Below are 15,446 nucleotides of genomic sequence, written 5' to 3'. Positions count from 1 at the left end.
ACCGAACGAAAGCTGGTTGGAAGCTGACGTATCCGGTATCACTCAGTTCCTTGAAACAGAAGTGGCGCTCCATAGAATGGAAAGGCGGGCATCTTCACTCAGCACTTCAGAAACGCATTCGAAGCACGTTCTACATCGTACAGCAATGCTTGCCTCTCGCAACTTTTAAAGGGAGTCCCTTCGATCTGCGCGTCTCCGTGCAGTGAACTGCGAACGGTCTCTGGAATGTAACGGGTATCGTAGCGAAAGTAGCTCCGAAACACACGTTCGTTACGAACGTAGCTCAAGGTGGCAAAACGTATCCGTTGCGCACAATATTGCAAAAAGAATATGCGAAGTTAGATACAAATGATATAGAAAAGCGCATCTTCAACCTTTCCATGCGAATCGCTTCACAGCTATCTAAACGACTTCCCCATATGGCCGACTTGGGACTCGACGTAGGCATTACGGCCGACGGGCATCCAATGTTTATTGAATGTAATGGCAGAGACCAGCGTTACAGCTTTCGAGAAGCCGGCATGATGGATGTGTGGAAAGCTACCTTTGATAATCCAATGGGTTACGCCAAATACTTGCTGGACAAACGCTCCAACGTATAAGCGTCGGAGTTTCCGGAATATAATCACTCAAGGACAAAGGCTAAAAACTCAAGGGGCCTTTAGCTCAGAAAACCAATGTCCATTTAGTATTTTAATACATTTCAAGATTTCGTGTAATCGAGTTAAGCGCGACCATTAAGTAAGTAGTATCGGCTTTGTCAATCAGCACGTCCATCTGCGTATGATCCGCTGGCTTAGCAGATCATCAAAGCCATCACAAATGGACTGGAGATATAGGATGTATTTCTCATTTATCTAATATCTTATATTCCACGCACAGGAATTAAGGCTGCAATTACTCTCACTTCACTCGGAATGGCGTTCGATCAATTCCCACATCGAACAGAAGTAAATATACTCAAAGGACCAGGAATCACACGATATAATATTTCACCAAAACGGGTATGGAGTGAATAATCATTAATACTTTTGAACGTATTTATTGGTCTCAATATTTCGACTTTATTGATGGTTTTAAAGCGTTGAACTATGCTGGATACTCATTACCATTTATACCTAATTTTCAAAGATTTATTGTAAAAAATAAAAAAGTTATTGAAGAGTTAAAAAAGGATTCTTTAAATTCTTTCTTAAATAATAAAATCATTGATGAAACCTATGTTCAAAAAAAATTTGATACTTATATAAATCCATTTAAGAAAGATATAAAATATAATAATAAAAATGGGTACGTGGTAATGCATGAGGATGTACTGAGATTCCCTAATAGATTCCTTAATGATTATTTTAAACCAAAAAAAACACTTATGCTAAATAGATCAAATATAAATAATTTGACTGGAAATATAAGCAGGCTTACTAATCTATACAAAAAAAGAGCAATTAATATATTCCGATCTTATAAAAACCATCCGATCTTCAGCAATAAAGAATTCCAGAAAGAATTTATACAACTTATTCCTGAAATACTAGGTAGTATCATAGCTGCAAATAAGTTATTCAAACAAATGCCCGTCTCTTGCATTATATTAGGGACAACTAATAGTATAACAAGTAGAGTATTAGCACTAGCTGCATTAGAGAAAGGAATTCCAAGTATTTGTATGCAGCACGGTGTCATAGCCTCTGAATTGGGATATTTACCAAAAATCTCACCAATCATGGCTGTCTATGGGAAATACGAGGCGGAATGGTATAAGAATAAGGGAGTGGCGGAATCCAATATTGAAATTATTGGTCACCCGAGATTTGATGATCTATTTGAAAGAAAACCAATATCTAGGACTAGGTTTGAAGCGAAGCTGGGTTTAAAACCTAAATTAAGATCTGTACTATTCATAATTCGAGGTAACCAAATAGCTATCCCAATAATTATTATTAAACATCTTTTAAAAATTCAAAAGGTTAATATCATTATTAAATATCACGGAGTATATGCTAAACTTCTAACAAATGAGTTTCCTTCTATTCGTTGCATAAAGCATAAGGATATGCACTTGTACGATCTCATTCATAATACAGACGTTGTTGTAAGTTATCAATCAACAGTCGCTTTAGAGGCCATGTTAGCGGGACATCCAGTTTTTATTTGGAAATCGAATTTTTTTTGTACAACCGATATGTTTGATGATATGGGCAAATTTCTTATAAGTGACCCTTTAGAATTAGTTGATATGCTAGTAAAGTATTTAAATGATGAAAAAGAAATAAAAAAGAATATTGAACAAACTAGAAAGCGGTTCATCTCCTATCATTATAATACTTCCGTTACCTCGGGAGAGAGGTTGAAAAAATTAGTACTTTCATTAACTCCAAACACGAAGCCAAAAATTTTGATCTTATCGAATCCAGAAACTATACCCAGTGATTCGAAAGACATTCATTTGCATGCGGATATACGGTACTGGTCCGAAGACGGAAGCATTATGGATATTTTGCGGGAAATCGATATTGCGCCTGACTTCATCCTCCTTTGCGGCAATTCCAAAGGCTGCGCATTCGCTCCGAACATTACCAACCTGAATCAAACCGTGATCCCCAAAGGTTATTATGCGGTCGACCAATTGAATTCACAGAAGAGACAAGGTGCTTACATTGGCGATCAACTGATTGACGTCTTGTTTACGGCAGACAATATAACATTATCCTTGTTTCCCCAATCCAAAATCCACTTAATAACCACACCTGCGAAAAGGAGTCTGCAGCAAATCATTGCGTATGTCCGAAATCTAATAAGTTTATCGCTTCCTCCCTTCTTTAAAAGCCCTAGGGCTAAGAAAGTGTTAAAACGTATCCCGAAAAAACCAAAAAAAGCTATGAGAACCAAAAAATCACGCAAAGTGGCCGTCCCCACCCGAAAGAAATTGCCGCCTCCTAAAAACCCTAAAAAATCTAAAAATGTTTCGAAAACCAATAAGCGAATAAGGGCTAAAAAAGTGTTAAAAAATATCCCGAAAAAATTAAAAAAAGCTATGAGAACCAAGAAAATACAATGTGGCCGTCCCCACCCGAAAGACACACATTATTTTAGGAAAAAGAAAATGAAAAACTAGAAATGAGGATTGAGAAGTGATATTAAATCTAAAAGATAATAACTGCAAACAACTTCTATGGAAGGCGTGGAAAAAATGAAGTTACCGGGAGGGACTGAAGCTATATACCATAAGCCCCAAATTGTCTTCGTAGCACTTGAGAAGTGTCGGGACTGGCTAGGTTATTCTTATACAGGTAACGGTTGGCATTATTCTAGCGCCACAATCAAAGAATATACTTTAAACCCTAAACTCACTTATGACCATTCAATATTGAAAATCTACTATGAAAAATTTCAACCCAAATCTTTAATAGAAGCACTTTTTTTAAATAATAACAATATCAAAAACGCTATCGTAGCAAAGTGGCCAGCTTTGCCTTGGCTTAATATCGCAATAAAACCCGGAATTTACCGTGAAACTTATATGTAGGAGTAATAATATGTATCAAGATATTTGGATAAAAGGAAAACTCAAGCAAAAAGGTGAGAGAGACTGTTCACTGAGATATGAGCATATCAAAACGCAGTTAAAAAAACTAAAAAAACCTTTTTCCGTATTGAATGTCGGAGCAAATTGCGGGTATTTCTCTTTCAGAATTGCAGAAGATTTCGATTCAAAAGTAACCATGATTGAAGCATCCAAAGGTATATTAAATATTTTTGATCAAAATGATAATAGTAACGTACAGTTACTTCACAAATTGGTCAGTGTTGACGAATTAAAGCAATTAGCCAAAAGCAAACATTACAATGTCGTTCTTGGCCTTAGTATCCTTCATCATTTTGAAGATTATAGAGGTGCAATTGATGCTTTCTTTGAGCTTGGGGACCTTATATTTATTGAGCCGCCGGCACTCGAAGAAGAGCGAGGAGGTTATAACGGTCATCGCGCTAAAGGTATTAATGAATATCTTAATACCAAAAGGTCTAAAGTACTCGCCTATACTCCGAACTTAAGGAACCTCGGCAAAAGACCGCTGCTCATGTTTGAATCGAAATAGACTAAAGGATCCGGCAGATTGCGTACTCTTATCCGGGTCGGTCTGCACTTACGATAGATAGCCCACACCCCCAAGGGGGAGTTAGCTATCTAGAGTTTATACATAATTCTTGACAGACCCTTTGTTGGTGTTTCAGATCATTCAGTAATATTGCGCTTATCTCTGAATCTTCATATTCTTCTGTCGTAATAATACTTTTGCATAAAAAAATCCTTTACAATAGATATGGTGGGTAGCCCTGTCCATAATCCATTGAAAAGGATCAATCACATTGACAAGCATACTCTATCTTCGTTTGATAAATGGCTAGCGCCAATATGTACGAGAACGTTTACAGAACAAGTGGCTGAAGCACGACAAAATAAATACACTAAGAAATTAACGACATTGGCATACCTAAAGTTGTTCCTGCACGCGCAACTGCAAGGCAGAGAAGAACTGCGGCATATCGCAGACGATGTGCTCAGTAAGGCATTTCAACAGGAGCTTGGACTCACGTCGATCTCGGCAGCCCAAATCAGTCGTAAGCACAAACAGGTGAATCCGGATCTGCTTCAGGAGGTGTTCGAGCGTCTCACCAGACGGATTCTTTCGACGAATCGCGTACCGGCTCATCGCAACAAGATCAAGATCACCGACTCGACGACCGTTGCCCTTTTGCTTGCAGAAGTACCAGCGGGCCCAATTTCGCAAGACGAAGGCTGACATCAAGATCCACATGCGACTGACAAATATCGGCGAACAGGATGGTTATTCCAGAGAAGGCGACAGCTGCAGGCCTTCTTTTCAGAGGCCGACAAATGCACATATGACAAAAGAAGTCCGGCAAGACATCTTGTATTTCCTGTCCTTTTTCGTATGATTTATTGCTCCGACTTGACATGGAGCCTCTGCGGGCATGATTTCTTGCGAAAGGGCGATACCACAAGGGTTTCGCATGGCTGGTTAGCCTATCATGCCCACCACTCCATGTAAAGTCTTTGAAGGATCAGTTGAGAATAATATTATTGCTTTGTTATTAAACGAGACAATAATGGGATTAAATCGAAAATAGGCTCTTCTATTTCCCCAATTGCGAAAACGTCTGAATGCCTTCCAAAGGATTCTCTTTCAAATTTGTATCTTACAGATTCTCCTCCTATCAAATAAATTTTGTTATCACGAACAATATAATCCGGGACATTTATTTCACAAAATAGAGTGTTATCATTATAACATGTATCAGTAACGGTATCATAGATAATTATTCTATTTGAAAACTTGCCATTATACATTGAATTTTTCATAAGTTTATTCTTATTCATAAAGTATCTATACGAATGTCCTCCAATAAGGATAATATAACGGTCCTTATAAACTATCTCGTCATTACCTGGTCCCCAATTACTTAGACCATTACAAATATTAGTTTTAATCAATGACCATTCTTTGGTCACCGTATTATATTCCCAATTATCGTTGATATTATAAAACCGTTTAGATGTATCTTTAATATTGGTAATCCATTCTTGGTTTGGATATATTCCTCCGATAATATAAATCTTATCACCAATACTCGTCATGGCAGGATTAAACCTTAGAGTACCCGGAAAGGTATCATATTTTTCCCATCCCTTATTTAAGTTGTTAATATCTAGTCTATATAATATCCTTCCAATTTCGGTGTTTTTATTGTTTCTTGATTCAACTTTGACCATTAAATGGTGACACCTATAATGTGCTTTTCTATGTGCACCACAACATATATAAATATAATTGTTTATTTTGGTCATCCCGAATCCTGACATACTGACAGGCAAATTGGGTAATTTAGTCCATATCCATTTATTGTCTGTATATTTTAGCGCATATCCGTCTTGTAACGTGTTGAAGGATTGTTTTTTTTTATTATTAGTTTTACCATGATTCCTTGTTGGCGCATAGACGTAACCGCCATAACAATACATGGTATTGTCGATACAGACTGCTCTGCCTGCTTGTCTCTCTGTGCCAGGAAATTCAGGTATTCTATTCCACGTATAGATTTTTTCATTCAAATCTAGGTAATAACCGTCATTTTTGAACCCTCTAATGTATTTATTAACTTTATAGTTGGTCGCGTAAGAAAAGGTTATTCCACCATTTAATCCACACAAATATATTAATTTATTATCTATCATGCCAAAAAAAGTTTCCTCTATACCTGACGGTATACTAGTAGACTTTTTCCATTTTATCCTCATACTATTACTATTACTATCACTATTACTATTACTATTACTATTACTATTACTATTACTATTACTATTACTATTACTATTACTATTACTATTACTATTACTATTACTATCACGATCACGATCACGATCACGATCACGATCACGATCACGATTACGAATACGATTACGAATACGATTACGATTACGAATACGATTACGAATACGATTGCGATTACGAATACGATTACGATTACGAATACGAATACCATTACGAATACGATTACGATTACGAATACGATTACGATTACGAATACGATTACGATTACGAATACGATTACGAATACGATTACGATTACGATTACGATTACGATTACGAATACGCATAATAAACACCTTCTCTCCTTCATGTTAGGTTTAAATAATTTGAGCACCTTCAATTGTTAATAGGTGGTCTAGCAATTGGTGTGCAGTTCGTAAACAACTCCATTCTAAAGTGATATCACATTTACATAATTTTAGATTAGTTTCATCATAGTATATGTCCGCGAGTAATCTTATGGAACGGCACTTGGCTTATCTTCAATTTCCTCACACTTTCACCATCTTGGCTTGTACATCCCCAGACGCTACGGCTTTACGAAACTGCTTTGGTGCCAAATCATACAGACTCCCATCATACGCCGCTCGTTGTAAAAGCGAATATAGTTGGTCACAATCTCGTACGCCTCCGTTGAAAGCATTCCGCTTCCAAAAGGCTGTGAAAGGATTCAATATGCGCATTCTTGTTCGGCGTCTTCGGGGGAATCCTCTCGTGAGTGACGGTATACGTTTCACACGCCTCCTCAAAGGCATGAGAAATAAACTGCGGTTCTCGATGTAACCTTATTTTTTGTCCATTTCCCACAGCTCGTTCGAAGCTTTAATCTCACGGTTGTTCGCCAATCTGCGCGGGTATTTCATTCTCTTACGACGTTGAGGTTGCAGCATCTCCATCTCGTCTAGCAGCCGATATACTTTTTCTTGTTGATGATCAGGTCATACTCACGCCGTGAACACACGGTCAGCTTACGGTAACCGTACACTTCGGTTTCTCCATCTAACAGTTCACAGAGTCATTCTTGGATCTGGCCGTCACTAATCGGCACACCTGTCTTGGTCATCGAGAAACTAGGCACAGGACGACCACCTTTGCGAGAACGCTCGCTGCTTTGTTGTTTCTTCCGGTAATAATAAATCTGTTCGCTCACACCGACGATCCGCAAAATGCGGCTAACCGCATGCCCCAGCTTAATCCATTTGTCAGCTATTTCAATTTAGTCCGATAAGCTGGGTTCTACTTTTTTAGTAAGTCATGAAGAACGGCAATCTCCAGTTAATCTCGCCTAATCGCCTTCAAGGGAACGAAACTCTTGTGGCAGAGGTGTATAAGCCGCAATCGTTTTGGACGTGGAATCGGTTGTTTTCCAATCCGTGTGTTCTGATTGTTCTATCCAACGGTACAGCATCTTTGGATTATCTTATAGCGGCGTGCTACTTGCGCAGTATTTCCTACCTCTTTGGCTTCTTGAATGATTAGTTGTTTGAACTCGATCGTGAATCGTCTCCGTTGCATAAAAAATCCCCTCCATTGATTCTTCATTGTTACCGCTGAAAGATAAAGTCCATATGCTGGTGGGATTGCCTGTCCAACTGTTGCTGAATATAATGACATCATGACAATGGACGATTGCAGTTCGCCAGAGCATTGTCGGTGATGAAATTAAAAAGCCACCGTCATTGGCGGTTCCGAAAGCACCGTCAATTAAAGTGGCTGATGACATTATTGAATTAATAAAATTTCAAGCCGAGGCAGGTTCATTCAATAAATCTATCCGAACAAGTCCCACGTAATGGGAGTTCCCTTCCTGACATCTTTGTTCACTCGTTTCCCGATTATAATCGGATAATATTTAGGAGGAAGACCGAATCCGGGGCGGATCGAACGAAGGTTGTCATTGTTTAGCATTTCGCCCGCTACAATATCTCTGGCCGCATAGAGAGAACGACGAAATTGCAGCGATTTCATCTCCGATCCTACTGGTCCGTAGGAGATTACTCCCATCGCCTGCCAGGCATTCAAAGATTCTGCAACCAGTCGCTTCAGCTCCTCTGGCTCCATAGAGAAAGCGGAGTCCACTCCGCCGTCCGCACGGTTTAGAGTGAAATGCTTCTCGATAACAGTCGCACCGAGTGCAACGGCGGCAACGGCAACCCCGGTTCCCATCGTATGATCAGATAAACCAACTTCGCAATGAAACAGATCTCGCATGTGAGGAATCGTCATCAGGTTGGTATCTTCCGGGGTTGCCGGGTACGTGCTCGTGCACTTTAACAAAACGAGTTGTTTACAGCCGGCTTCCCTTGCAGCACGAACCGTCTCATCTAACTCTGCTACAGAGGCCATACCTGTCGAAATGATTAAAGGCTTACCTGTAGCGGCTGCCTTGCGGATTAACGGAAGATCTGTATTTTCAAACGATGCGATCTTGTAGCATGGAACATTCAAGGATTCCAAAAAGTCTATCGCCGTCTCATCGAATGGAGTGCTGAACCCCAAAATTCCAAGCGCCTTGCAGCGATCAAATATCGGCTTGTGCCACTCCCATGGCGTATACGCTTGGAGATACAAGTCGTATAGCGAACGATCTTTCCACAAGCTGTCCGAATCCCCGATCACGAATTCGTCCTGACTTAAATTAAGCGTCATAGTATCGGCTTTGTAAGTTTGAATTTTCAGTGCATGTGCTCCTGCTTTTGCAGCTGCTTCTACGATGGTGAGAGCTCTTTCCAATGATTGATTGTGATTGCCCGACATTTCCGCAATGATGAATGGAGGATAGCCTTTCCCTATCTTCCGATTTCCAATACTAAAATCTCTCATCCGTCCCCCCCTCCTTCATCTACGACAAAAGGTACATTGAAAATTTTACTATGAAGCTCGTTCTTAATCCGGAACCATTCCTCGGTGGACAATATGAAAGTCAAAACATCCTCATAACGTCCATTCTTCCATATCTGCTTTCTTAAGCTCCCTTCTTCCCGAAATCCGAGCTTACGGTGGAAGGCAATGCTTGCAGCATTGAAAGCAAAAGCTTCACCGAAACATTTACGCATCCGCAAGTTTTCGAAGCAATGCTCCAAGCCTAAAGATCCCATGATCGAACCGCTTCCTCGAGGGGCTTGAGGATCACCTACGTAAAAGCCCCAATGGCAGGATTGATTCTGTGGATCAAAACGAGTGAAATTTATGAACCCCATACTTTGTCCATCAATCTCGAATATGCTGCAATCGGATGCGCGGGTATACTGGTTAGTCGTGTACCAACGGCTGTGCTCCTCCATCGTGATATGTCTATCCGTATACATATTCTCGCGAATTCGATCGGAGTTGCGCCACCTTAAAACTACGTCCAAATCCGCTTCCTTCATACGTCGTAGCAAATACGAACCATTCATTAAGTACCACCACCACCTATTATTGCTTGCGCAGCAAGTCCGTTTTTTAACGTTACAGTTCCACCCATTATTTCCATCGAGCACTTGCGCATTCGTTCGAGCAAACTAACGTCCTCGATAAACTGCAGTACAGCTTCTGCAAGCCGTTCATCATTCATCGTTTCATGCCATCCCAAATTGAAAATAACACCCGCTGTATGTGCCGCTTCAGCAACCCTTACCTGGTTTTCAGCAACCGTGATAGTTATAGCCGGTAATTCCATAAAACATCGCTCCCATGTCACATTCCCGACGGCACCAATGGCCAAGTCCGCATTCGCCATTAAATCAGCCATATTCTCTACCTGACAGTGAAAAACCACATTTGGCATACTTTCGCACAGCAGCTTGATCTCATCCTTATTAGGATTGTTCTCTCCGACGACAATATCGATATGAATTCCCGTAAGATCGAGAAGCTTGATTGCGCTTAGCGCTTTCGCCGTCTCATTTGTTGCATCAATTCCGCCAAAAAAAACAAATATTCTGTTAATTCCAGTGTTTTTACGCTTCAACCTTTTTCGAGCTTCACGAAACTCGGGACGCAGCAAGGCGAATTGAGGCCCAAGCAGCAGCCGGCATTTTTCAGGTACTAGACCCATATACCGCTCTTCCGGATTCGAGAATAGATTTTGATCGAGCAGTAAATCGCAATCATGCACCCGATTCACAAGATCGTCTATCACTACTATTTTTTACATAAGGCCGCTGTGCCTTTTCCCAACTCGCATCGAGTGTGTAATGATCGACGATCAAACAATCTGCAGGTTTTTCTAGTCCCTGTAGAATCGCTTTGCTGCATAAAGCATCATCCTCGTTCGCAGGTATCCGGTATACCGGAAAACCATGCCTCTCTATCCACTCACATAGATGCCCCGGTGACTCACGGCAAATAAAAGACGTGTTTGCACCCATGACGGACAGCTTGGAGGCAAGCGCCACGCAGCGGTAGACATGTCCGGTTCCGATTGCGATTGACGCATCAGCGCGTATGATCACATTCATTGGCAGCCATCCATTATTATCGTTGATATTATAAAACCGTTCAGATATGTCTTTAATATTGGTAATCCAACTTTGGTTTGGATATACTCCTCCGATAATATAAATCTTATCACCAATACTCGTCATGGCGGGATTAAACCTTAGAGTACCCGGAAAGGTATCATATTTTTCCCATCCCTTATCTAAGTTGTTAATATCTAGTCTATATAATATTCTTCCAATTTCGGTGTTTTTATTGTTTCTTGATTTAACTTTGACCATTAAATGGTGACACCTATAATGTGCTTTTCTATGTGCACCACAACATATATAAATATAATTGTTTATTTTGGTCATCCCGAATCCGGTCATACTGACAGGCAAATCGGATAATTTAGTCCATATCCATTTATTGTCTGTATATTTTAGCGCATATCCGTCTTGTAACGTGCGGAAGGATTGTTTTTTTTTATTATTAGTTAATTTACTATAAATCCTTGTTGGCGCGTAGACGTAACCGCCATAACAATACATGGTATTATCGATACAGACTGTTCTGCCTGCTTGTCTCCCTGCGCCAGGAAATTTAGGTATTCTATTCCACCTATAGATTTTTTCATTCAAATCTAGGTAATAACCGTCATTTTTGAACCCTCTAATGTATTTTTTTACTTTTCTGTCTCTAGGGTTTGTCGCGAAAGAAAAGTATATTCCACCATTATATCCACACAAATATATTAATTTATTACCTATCATGCCAAAAAAGTTTCCTCTATACCTGACGGTATACTAGTAGACTTTTTCCATTTTATCCTCATTCGATTAAGATTAAGATTAAGATTACGATTTCGAATACGATTACGAATACGCATAATAAACACCTTCTCTCCTTCATGTTAGGTTTAAATAATTTGAGCACCTTCAATTGTTAATAGGTGTGTCTAGCAATTGGTGTGCAGTTCGTAAACAACTCCTTTCTAAAGTGATATCACATTTACATAATTTGTAGATTAGTTTCATCATAGTATATGTCCGCGAGTAATCTTATGGAACGGCACTTGTCCAATTTTGTATTAAGTACTGAACCCCAAAAAACAACATAGTATACGGATGAACACCCGAATCCTTTAGTCAAGTCACTAACCAATTTAACGCTTAGTTTATCTTTAATTTCCTCACACTTTCACCAACTTGGCTTGTACATCCCCAGACGCTACGGCTTTACGAAACTGCTTTAGCGGGGTATTTCATCCGACTAACATTGAGCTTGATACCGAGTGGTATGTCGCTTTTGGCGGGACGAAGTTCCGGCTCCATACCAAGATGAAATAAAGGGTCTTATTATTGCAATAACCTGCTCTTGCGAGCAGGTTTTCTTTTGCCATCATGACAATGGACGATTGCAGTTCGCCAGAGCATTGTCGGTGATGAAAGAACAAAATCACCTAACGGTGACTTAACTTGCTAGCCGACGGTTACTCTTTCGCCGGCTTTTCCTTTCTCACCAGGGTTCCATTACATTCCGGACAAAAAAATTCAGGATTTTCACCTGGCTCTAATTCATAAGCACATTCTGCAACAATGAATTCAGGAACAGGATCTACACATCCGCAATCTACGCAATAGTAATCTATAAAAACCTCTATCGTCGAAGAAGAATACTTCCATCATCTCTTCCTTCTCCTTGTTATCCTGTTCTTTGTTTTTTCTTTCGTTCATAAGACCGAACTCCCCATTTCTTCTTATATGCTCGTTCGCTTTCCTCATCATAATAATAAATTCGGCCATAGTCTGCATGCCAAATCACTACAAGCAACATCGCATGCTTGCAACAAGGACAGGCAATCGGATCACGTTCATACGTTTCAATCATCCGTTCACGGTATGTCTTTTTTCTCGTCTCCTTCGGAGAAAACGTCATTTCGATTTGCTTGTGCACCATGTACCGCCACAAGTTAATAATTCTCTGCGACTCTTTATTCTTGCTTCTGCTGTATAAGCCGTATCTTCCCACCATTCGAAAATGTTTTGGTGATATGTACTGGAGGAGATCATATATGAATTTCATAGCCGGAGATACTACATTGACTCGCTTCCCGGTTTGATGATCTTCATACCAATAATGCACCTTATGGTAGTCGTACTTGATAATCCGATACTCCGCAATTGCAGGACGTGCCAAATAACGACCAATGTATTTGGCTGCTCCGCGAGCATCCTTCATACGCTGTTCTGCATTGACATAAAACCCTTGCTTGTATCGTTGGTAAAGTCGATTGACCAACGCTTGGACCTTCTCATCGTTCGGAAACCATTTCAACATGAGATCCATCAACAGTTTCTGCCACGATTTTCTTAAATACGTAAAGGATATATATTCGACGCTTTTCCATTGCCGATGACAGTCGAGCGCACCTTCCGTCACATGAATATGCGGATTAATTTCAAGTCCCGGCCAGATGTATGGATAACCGTGATGATGCCAACCTCGTACAGCTTGCTTTTGTTTTTACGGCGATAATAGTACTGAATGACCCTCGCCACTTCTTTGCTAAGTTCGTTCAGCCAACTTCTGTCCTCGAAAAAGTACTTCCGAAGCTCTTTCGGCACCGTTAAGACAGTATGACGATGCGGCACATTCAAGATTCGCTCCTGCTGCTTCTCAGCCCAATCATCTGTATATTTTTTCCCACATCCGTGGCAGAAACGGCTCTTACACGTAAAGCAGATGAGAATCGGTTCTGGGGTCCCTTCCTTGCATCCCATGCACTCATACCGAGCATACCTCATATCTTTCGTACCGCATCGAGTTGCCTTCTTTACCGCTTCAGGGATTGCGCTCTGCAATTCTTTCGGAAAGTGACTCGCATGGAGCTCCCAGAACCCATGAAAGTGATCTTTTAAGATCTGTTTAACTATCCTGAATAATCCGGAGTGAAATGAGCCATCGTTCCGGTGAGTGAGAGCCACGTCTCCGGCGTTTTTGAGCCACCCGTCCGGACTAGGTGAGCCACTTCATAGCGCCTCCTGTTAGAATGATCCCTATGCGTTGTTGAAAGACAGCGTAAATCATTCGTGAGGAGGTCACTATGACCAAATATCGTGAAATCCTGCGGCTCTACAGCCAGGGAATCAGTCAACGTAACATTGCCCTCAGTTGCGCCTGCTCGCGCAACACCGTATCCAAAATCATTCAGCGAGCAGAAGAACTCGGTATCGCCTGGCCGCTAGAAAAAGAGCTAACGGATGGCGAACTACGCCAGCACCTCTTTGCTGAATTTGCTCAAGTCTCTCGTCGCAAGTATCCAGATTACGACTACATCCACAAAGAGATGGCAAAAAGCGGTGTTACGTTAAGTTTGCTTTGGAACGAATACTGTGAACAGTGCCGGTTAAATCAAGAAATTCCCCTCATGTACTCGCAATTTTGCCATCACTATCAGCAATACACGTTGAAATCGAATGCCACGATGCGAATTCAGCGTAAGCCCGGCGAGCAGATTGAGGTGGATTGGGCGGGCCAAACGGCTTCCATTATCGACCGCGACACGGGCGAAATCGTCATCATGTATGTGTTTGTAGATGTGCTCTCTTACAGCCAGTATGCCTACGTGGAGGCCTTCCCTTCGCAAAATCAGGAAAGCTGGATTACCGCCCATATCCACATGTATCAAGCCTTTGGCGGCTCCACGAGAGTCCTCATTCCGGACAACTTGAAAACAGGAGTAGACAAAGCAACCGGACATGCGCCTGTCATTAACAAGGTGTATCACGAGATGGCCGAACACTATAGCACAGCCGTCATTCCAGCTCGCGTGCGCAAGCCCAAAGACAAGCCGAATGTAGAGGGAGCGGTCGGCGTTGTCTCCACATGGATTCTAGCTGCACTGCGCAACCAACAGTGCTTCAGCGCGGTTGAGTTAAACCGAGCGATTCGTGAGAAGCTTGAAGTCTTGAATGCCAAACCGTTTCAGAAAAAAGAAGGGAGCAGGCTCAGCGTGTTTATGGCGGAAGAAAAGCCGTTTCTACTTGCCTTGCCTGCAACCCCTTATGAGATGGCGGTTTGGAAGGCCGCCACAGTCCAATTCAATTATCATATAAGCATAGAGAAAATGCACTACTCCGTTCCTTACGAATACATTAAGCATCGCGTCGATGTCCGAATGACACGATCAGCCGTTGAGGTTTTCTACCAGAATCATCGGATCTGCTCTCATCCCCGGCTTCACGGAAAGCCCGGGCAGTACAGCACGGTAGAAGCTCACATGCCGGAGAATCACAAACAATTTATCCAGTGGAATGCTCAGCGGTTCATCGTATGGGCACAGCAGATCGGCCCCTGCACAAGCACCGCTGTACAGGCCATCCTCAGTAGCATAAAGTTGAGCAAAAGGGCTACAGAAGCTGTATGGCCCTTCTGAAACTAGCCGACAAGCACGGGGTTAGCCCACTTGAAGCTGCGTGTGCCAGAGCGCTATCCTACACGCCAAGGCCGAGCTTTCAAAGTATTAAAACGATTCTAACGACCGGGCAGGATCGCCTCGAGACGGGGACGCCGGACGAGAGCCAGGCTGCTTCCTCCTCCGAAACCCACAGCTTTGTCCGCGGCGCGGATTACTACGGGAGGGGCTAA

Annotated in this window: 14 protein-coding genes and 2 pseudogenes; 7 read left to right on the top strand and 9 right to left on the bottom strand. The window is 41.5% G+C overall.

From position 1 onward, the window contains the following. The first annotated feature begins 50 nt into the window (after window positions 1-50). The 5 genes and pseudogenes from ASG81_RS12060 to ASG81_RS30815 all read left to right on the top strand — a co-directional run bounded on the left by ASG81_RS12060 (window position 51) and on the right by ASG81_RS30815 (window position 4,802). Window positions 51-602: pseudogene (locus ASG81_RS12060) on the top strand (YheC/YheD family protein). A 482-nt stretch (window positions 603-1,084) separates the two neighbouring features. Further along, window positions 1,085-3,115, top strand: a complete 2,031-nt coding sequence (locus tag ASG81_RS12055) for a hypothetical protein (protein ID WP_056633975.1) — start codon at window positions 1,085-1,087, stop codon at window positions 3,113-3,115. 75 nt (window positions 3,116-3,190) lie between these two features. After that, complete coding sequence (locus ASG81_RS12050; RefSeq protein WP_056633972.1) at window positions 3,191-3,526, top strand: hypothetical protein; 336 nt, start codon at window positions 3,191-3,193, stop codon at window positions 3,524-3,526. Between the two features lie 10 nt (window positions 3,527-3,536). Beyond that, on the top strand, window positions 3,537-4,097 hold the full coding sequence (locus ASG81_RS12045; protein WP_056633969.1) for a class I SAM-dependent methyltransferase: 561 nt from the start codon (window positions 3,537-3,539) through the stop codon (window positions 4,095-4,097). 225 nt (window positions 4,098-4,322) lie between these two features. Next, the gene (locus ASG81_RS30815; protein WP_155971452.1) at window positions 4,323-4,802 is read left to right on the top strand and encodes a DUF4372 domain-containing protein; all 480 of its coding nucleotides are present in this window, start codon (window positions 4,323-4,325) and stop codon (window positions 4,800-4,802) included. A gap of 299 nt (window positions 4,803-5,101) precedes the next feature. On the opposite strand, the gene ASG81_RS12035 is transcribed toward ASG81_RS30815, so the two are convergent. The 9 genes and pseudogenes from ASG81_RS12035 to ASG81_RS33935 form a co-directional block, all read right to left on the bottom strand. Next, window positions 5,102-6,256: a kelch repeat-containing protein gene (locus tag ASG81_RS12035; RefSeq protein WP_056633966.1), complete on the bottom strand. Its 1,155-nt coding sequence runs from the start codon at window positions 6,254-6,256 to the stop codon at window positions 5,102-5,104. 59 nt (window positions 6,257-6,315) lie between these two features. Further along, on the bottom strand, window positions 6,316-6,702 hold the full coding sequence (locus ASG81_RS30810; RefSeq protein ID WP_056633963.1) for a hypothetical protein: 387 nt from the start codon (window positions 6,700-6,702) through the stop codon (window positions 6,316-6,318). Between the two features lie 1,460 nt (window positions 6,703-8,162). Further along, window positions 8,163-9,215 carry a pseudaminic acid synthase gene (gene pseI, locus ASG81_RS12020; RefSeq protein ID WP_056633961.1) on the bottom strand — a complete coding sequence of 351 codons (1,053 nt, stop codon included), beginning with the start codon at window positions 9,213-9,215 and terminating at the stop codon, window positions 8,163-8,165. Next, the gene (pseH, locus tag ASG81_RS12015; protein WP_056633958.1) at window positions 9,212-9,790 is read right to left on the bottom strand and encodes a UDP-4-amino-4,6-dideoxy-N-acetyl-beta-L-altrosamine N-acetyltransferase; all 579 of its coding nucleotides are present in this window, start codon (window positions 9,788-9,790) and stop codon (window positions 9,212-9,214) included. The genes pseI and pseH overlap by 4 nt, the downstream gene beginning before the upstream one ends. Next, a complete protein-coding gene (gene pseG / locus ASG81_RS12010; RefSeq protein WP_162255023.1) occupies window positions 9,790-10,500 on the bottom strand; it encodes a UDP-2,4-diacetamido-2,4,6-trideoxy-beta-L-altropyranose hydrolase in 711 nt (236 codons plus the stop codon). Before pseG ends, pseH begins: the two co-directional genes overlap by 1 nt. Then, window positions 10,484-11,569, bottom strand: a complete 1,086-nt coding sequence (locus tag ASG81_RS12005; RefSeq protein ID WP_056633952.1) for a hypothetical protein — start codon at window positions 11,567-11,569, stop codon at window positions 10,484-10,486. The genes pseG and ASG81_RS12005 overlap by 17 nt, the downstream gene beginning before the upstream one ends. Window positions 11,570-12,500: 931 nt before the next feature. Next, complete coding sequence (locus ASG81_RS12000) at window positions 12,501-13,238, bottom strand: transposase (RefSeq protein ID WP_162255022.1); 738 nt, start codon at window positions 13,236-13,238, stop codon at window positions 12,501-12,503. After that, on the bottom strand, window positions 13,235-13,456 hold the full coding sequence (locus tag ASG81_RS33940) for a hypothetical protein (protein ID WP_056633947.1): 222 nt from the start codon (window positions 13,454-13,456) through the stop codon (window positions 13,235-13,237). The genes ASG81_RS12000 and ASG81_RS33940 overlap by 4 nt, the downstream gene beginning before the upstream one ends. Window positions 13,457-13,480: 24 nt before the next feature. Then, window positions 13,481-13,660 (bottom strand): annotated as a pseudogene (locus tag ASG81_RS33935) (transposase zinc-binding domain-containing protein); the annotation flags it as partial. A gap of 242 nt (window positions 13,661-13,902) precedes the next feature. Here ASG81_RS33935 and istA point away from each other — a divergent pair. Both istA and ASG81_RS32000 read left to right on the top strand, forming a co-directional pair. Continuing rightward, the gene (gene istA / locus ASG81_RS11990) at window positions 13,903-15,234 is read left to right on the top strand and encodes an IS21 family transposase (protein WP_200961485.1); all 1,332 of its coding nucleotides are present in this window, start codon (window positions 13,903-13,905) and stop codon (window positions 15,232-15,234) included. After that, window positions 15,222-15,446, top strand: a complete 225-nt coding sequence (locus ASG81_RS32000) for a hypothetical protein (RefSeq protein ID WP_200961484.1) — start codon at window positions 15,222-15,224, stop codon at window positions 15,444-15,446. The genes istA and ASG81_RS32000 overlap by 13 nt, the downstream gene beginning before the upstream one ends.

Origin of the sequence: Paenibacillus sp. Soil522 (assembly GCF_001428245.1) — a bacterium.
Lineage (GTDB): Bacteria > Bacillota > Bacilli > Paenibacillales > Paenibacillaceae > Pristimantibacillus.
The sequence above is the reverse complement of the archived record's forward strand: the minus strand, read 5'-3'. Positions and strand labels throughout refer to the sequence as shown.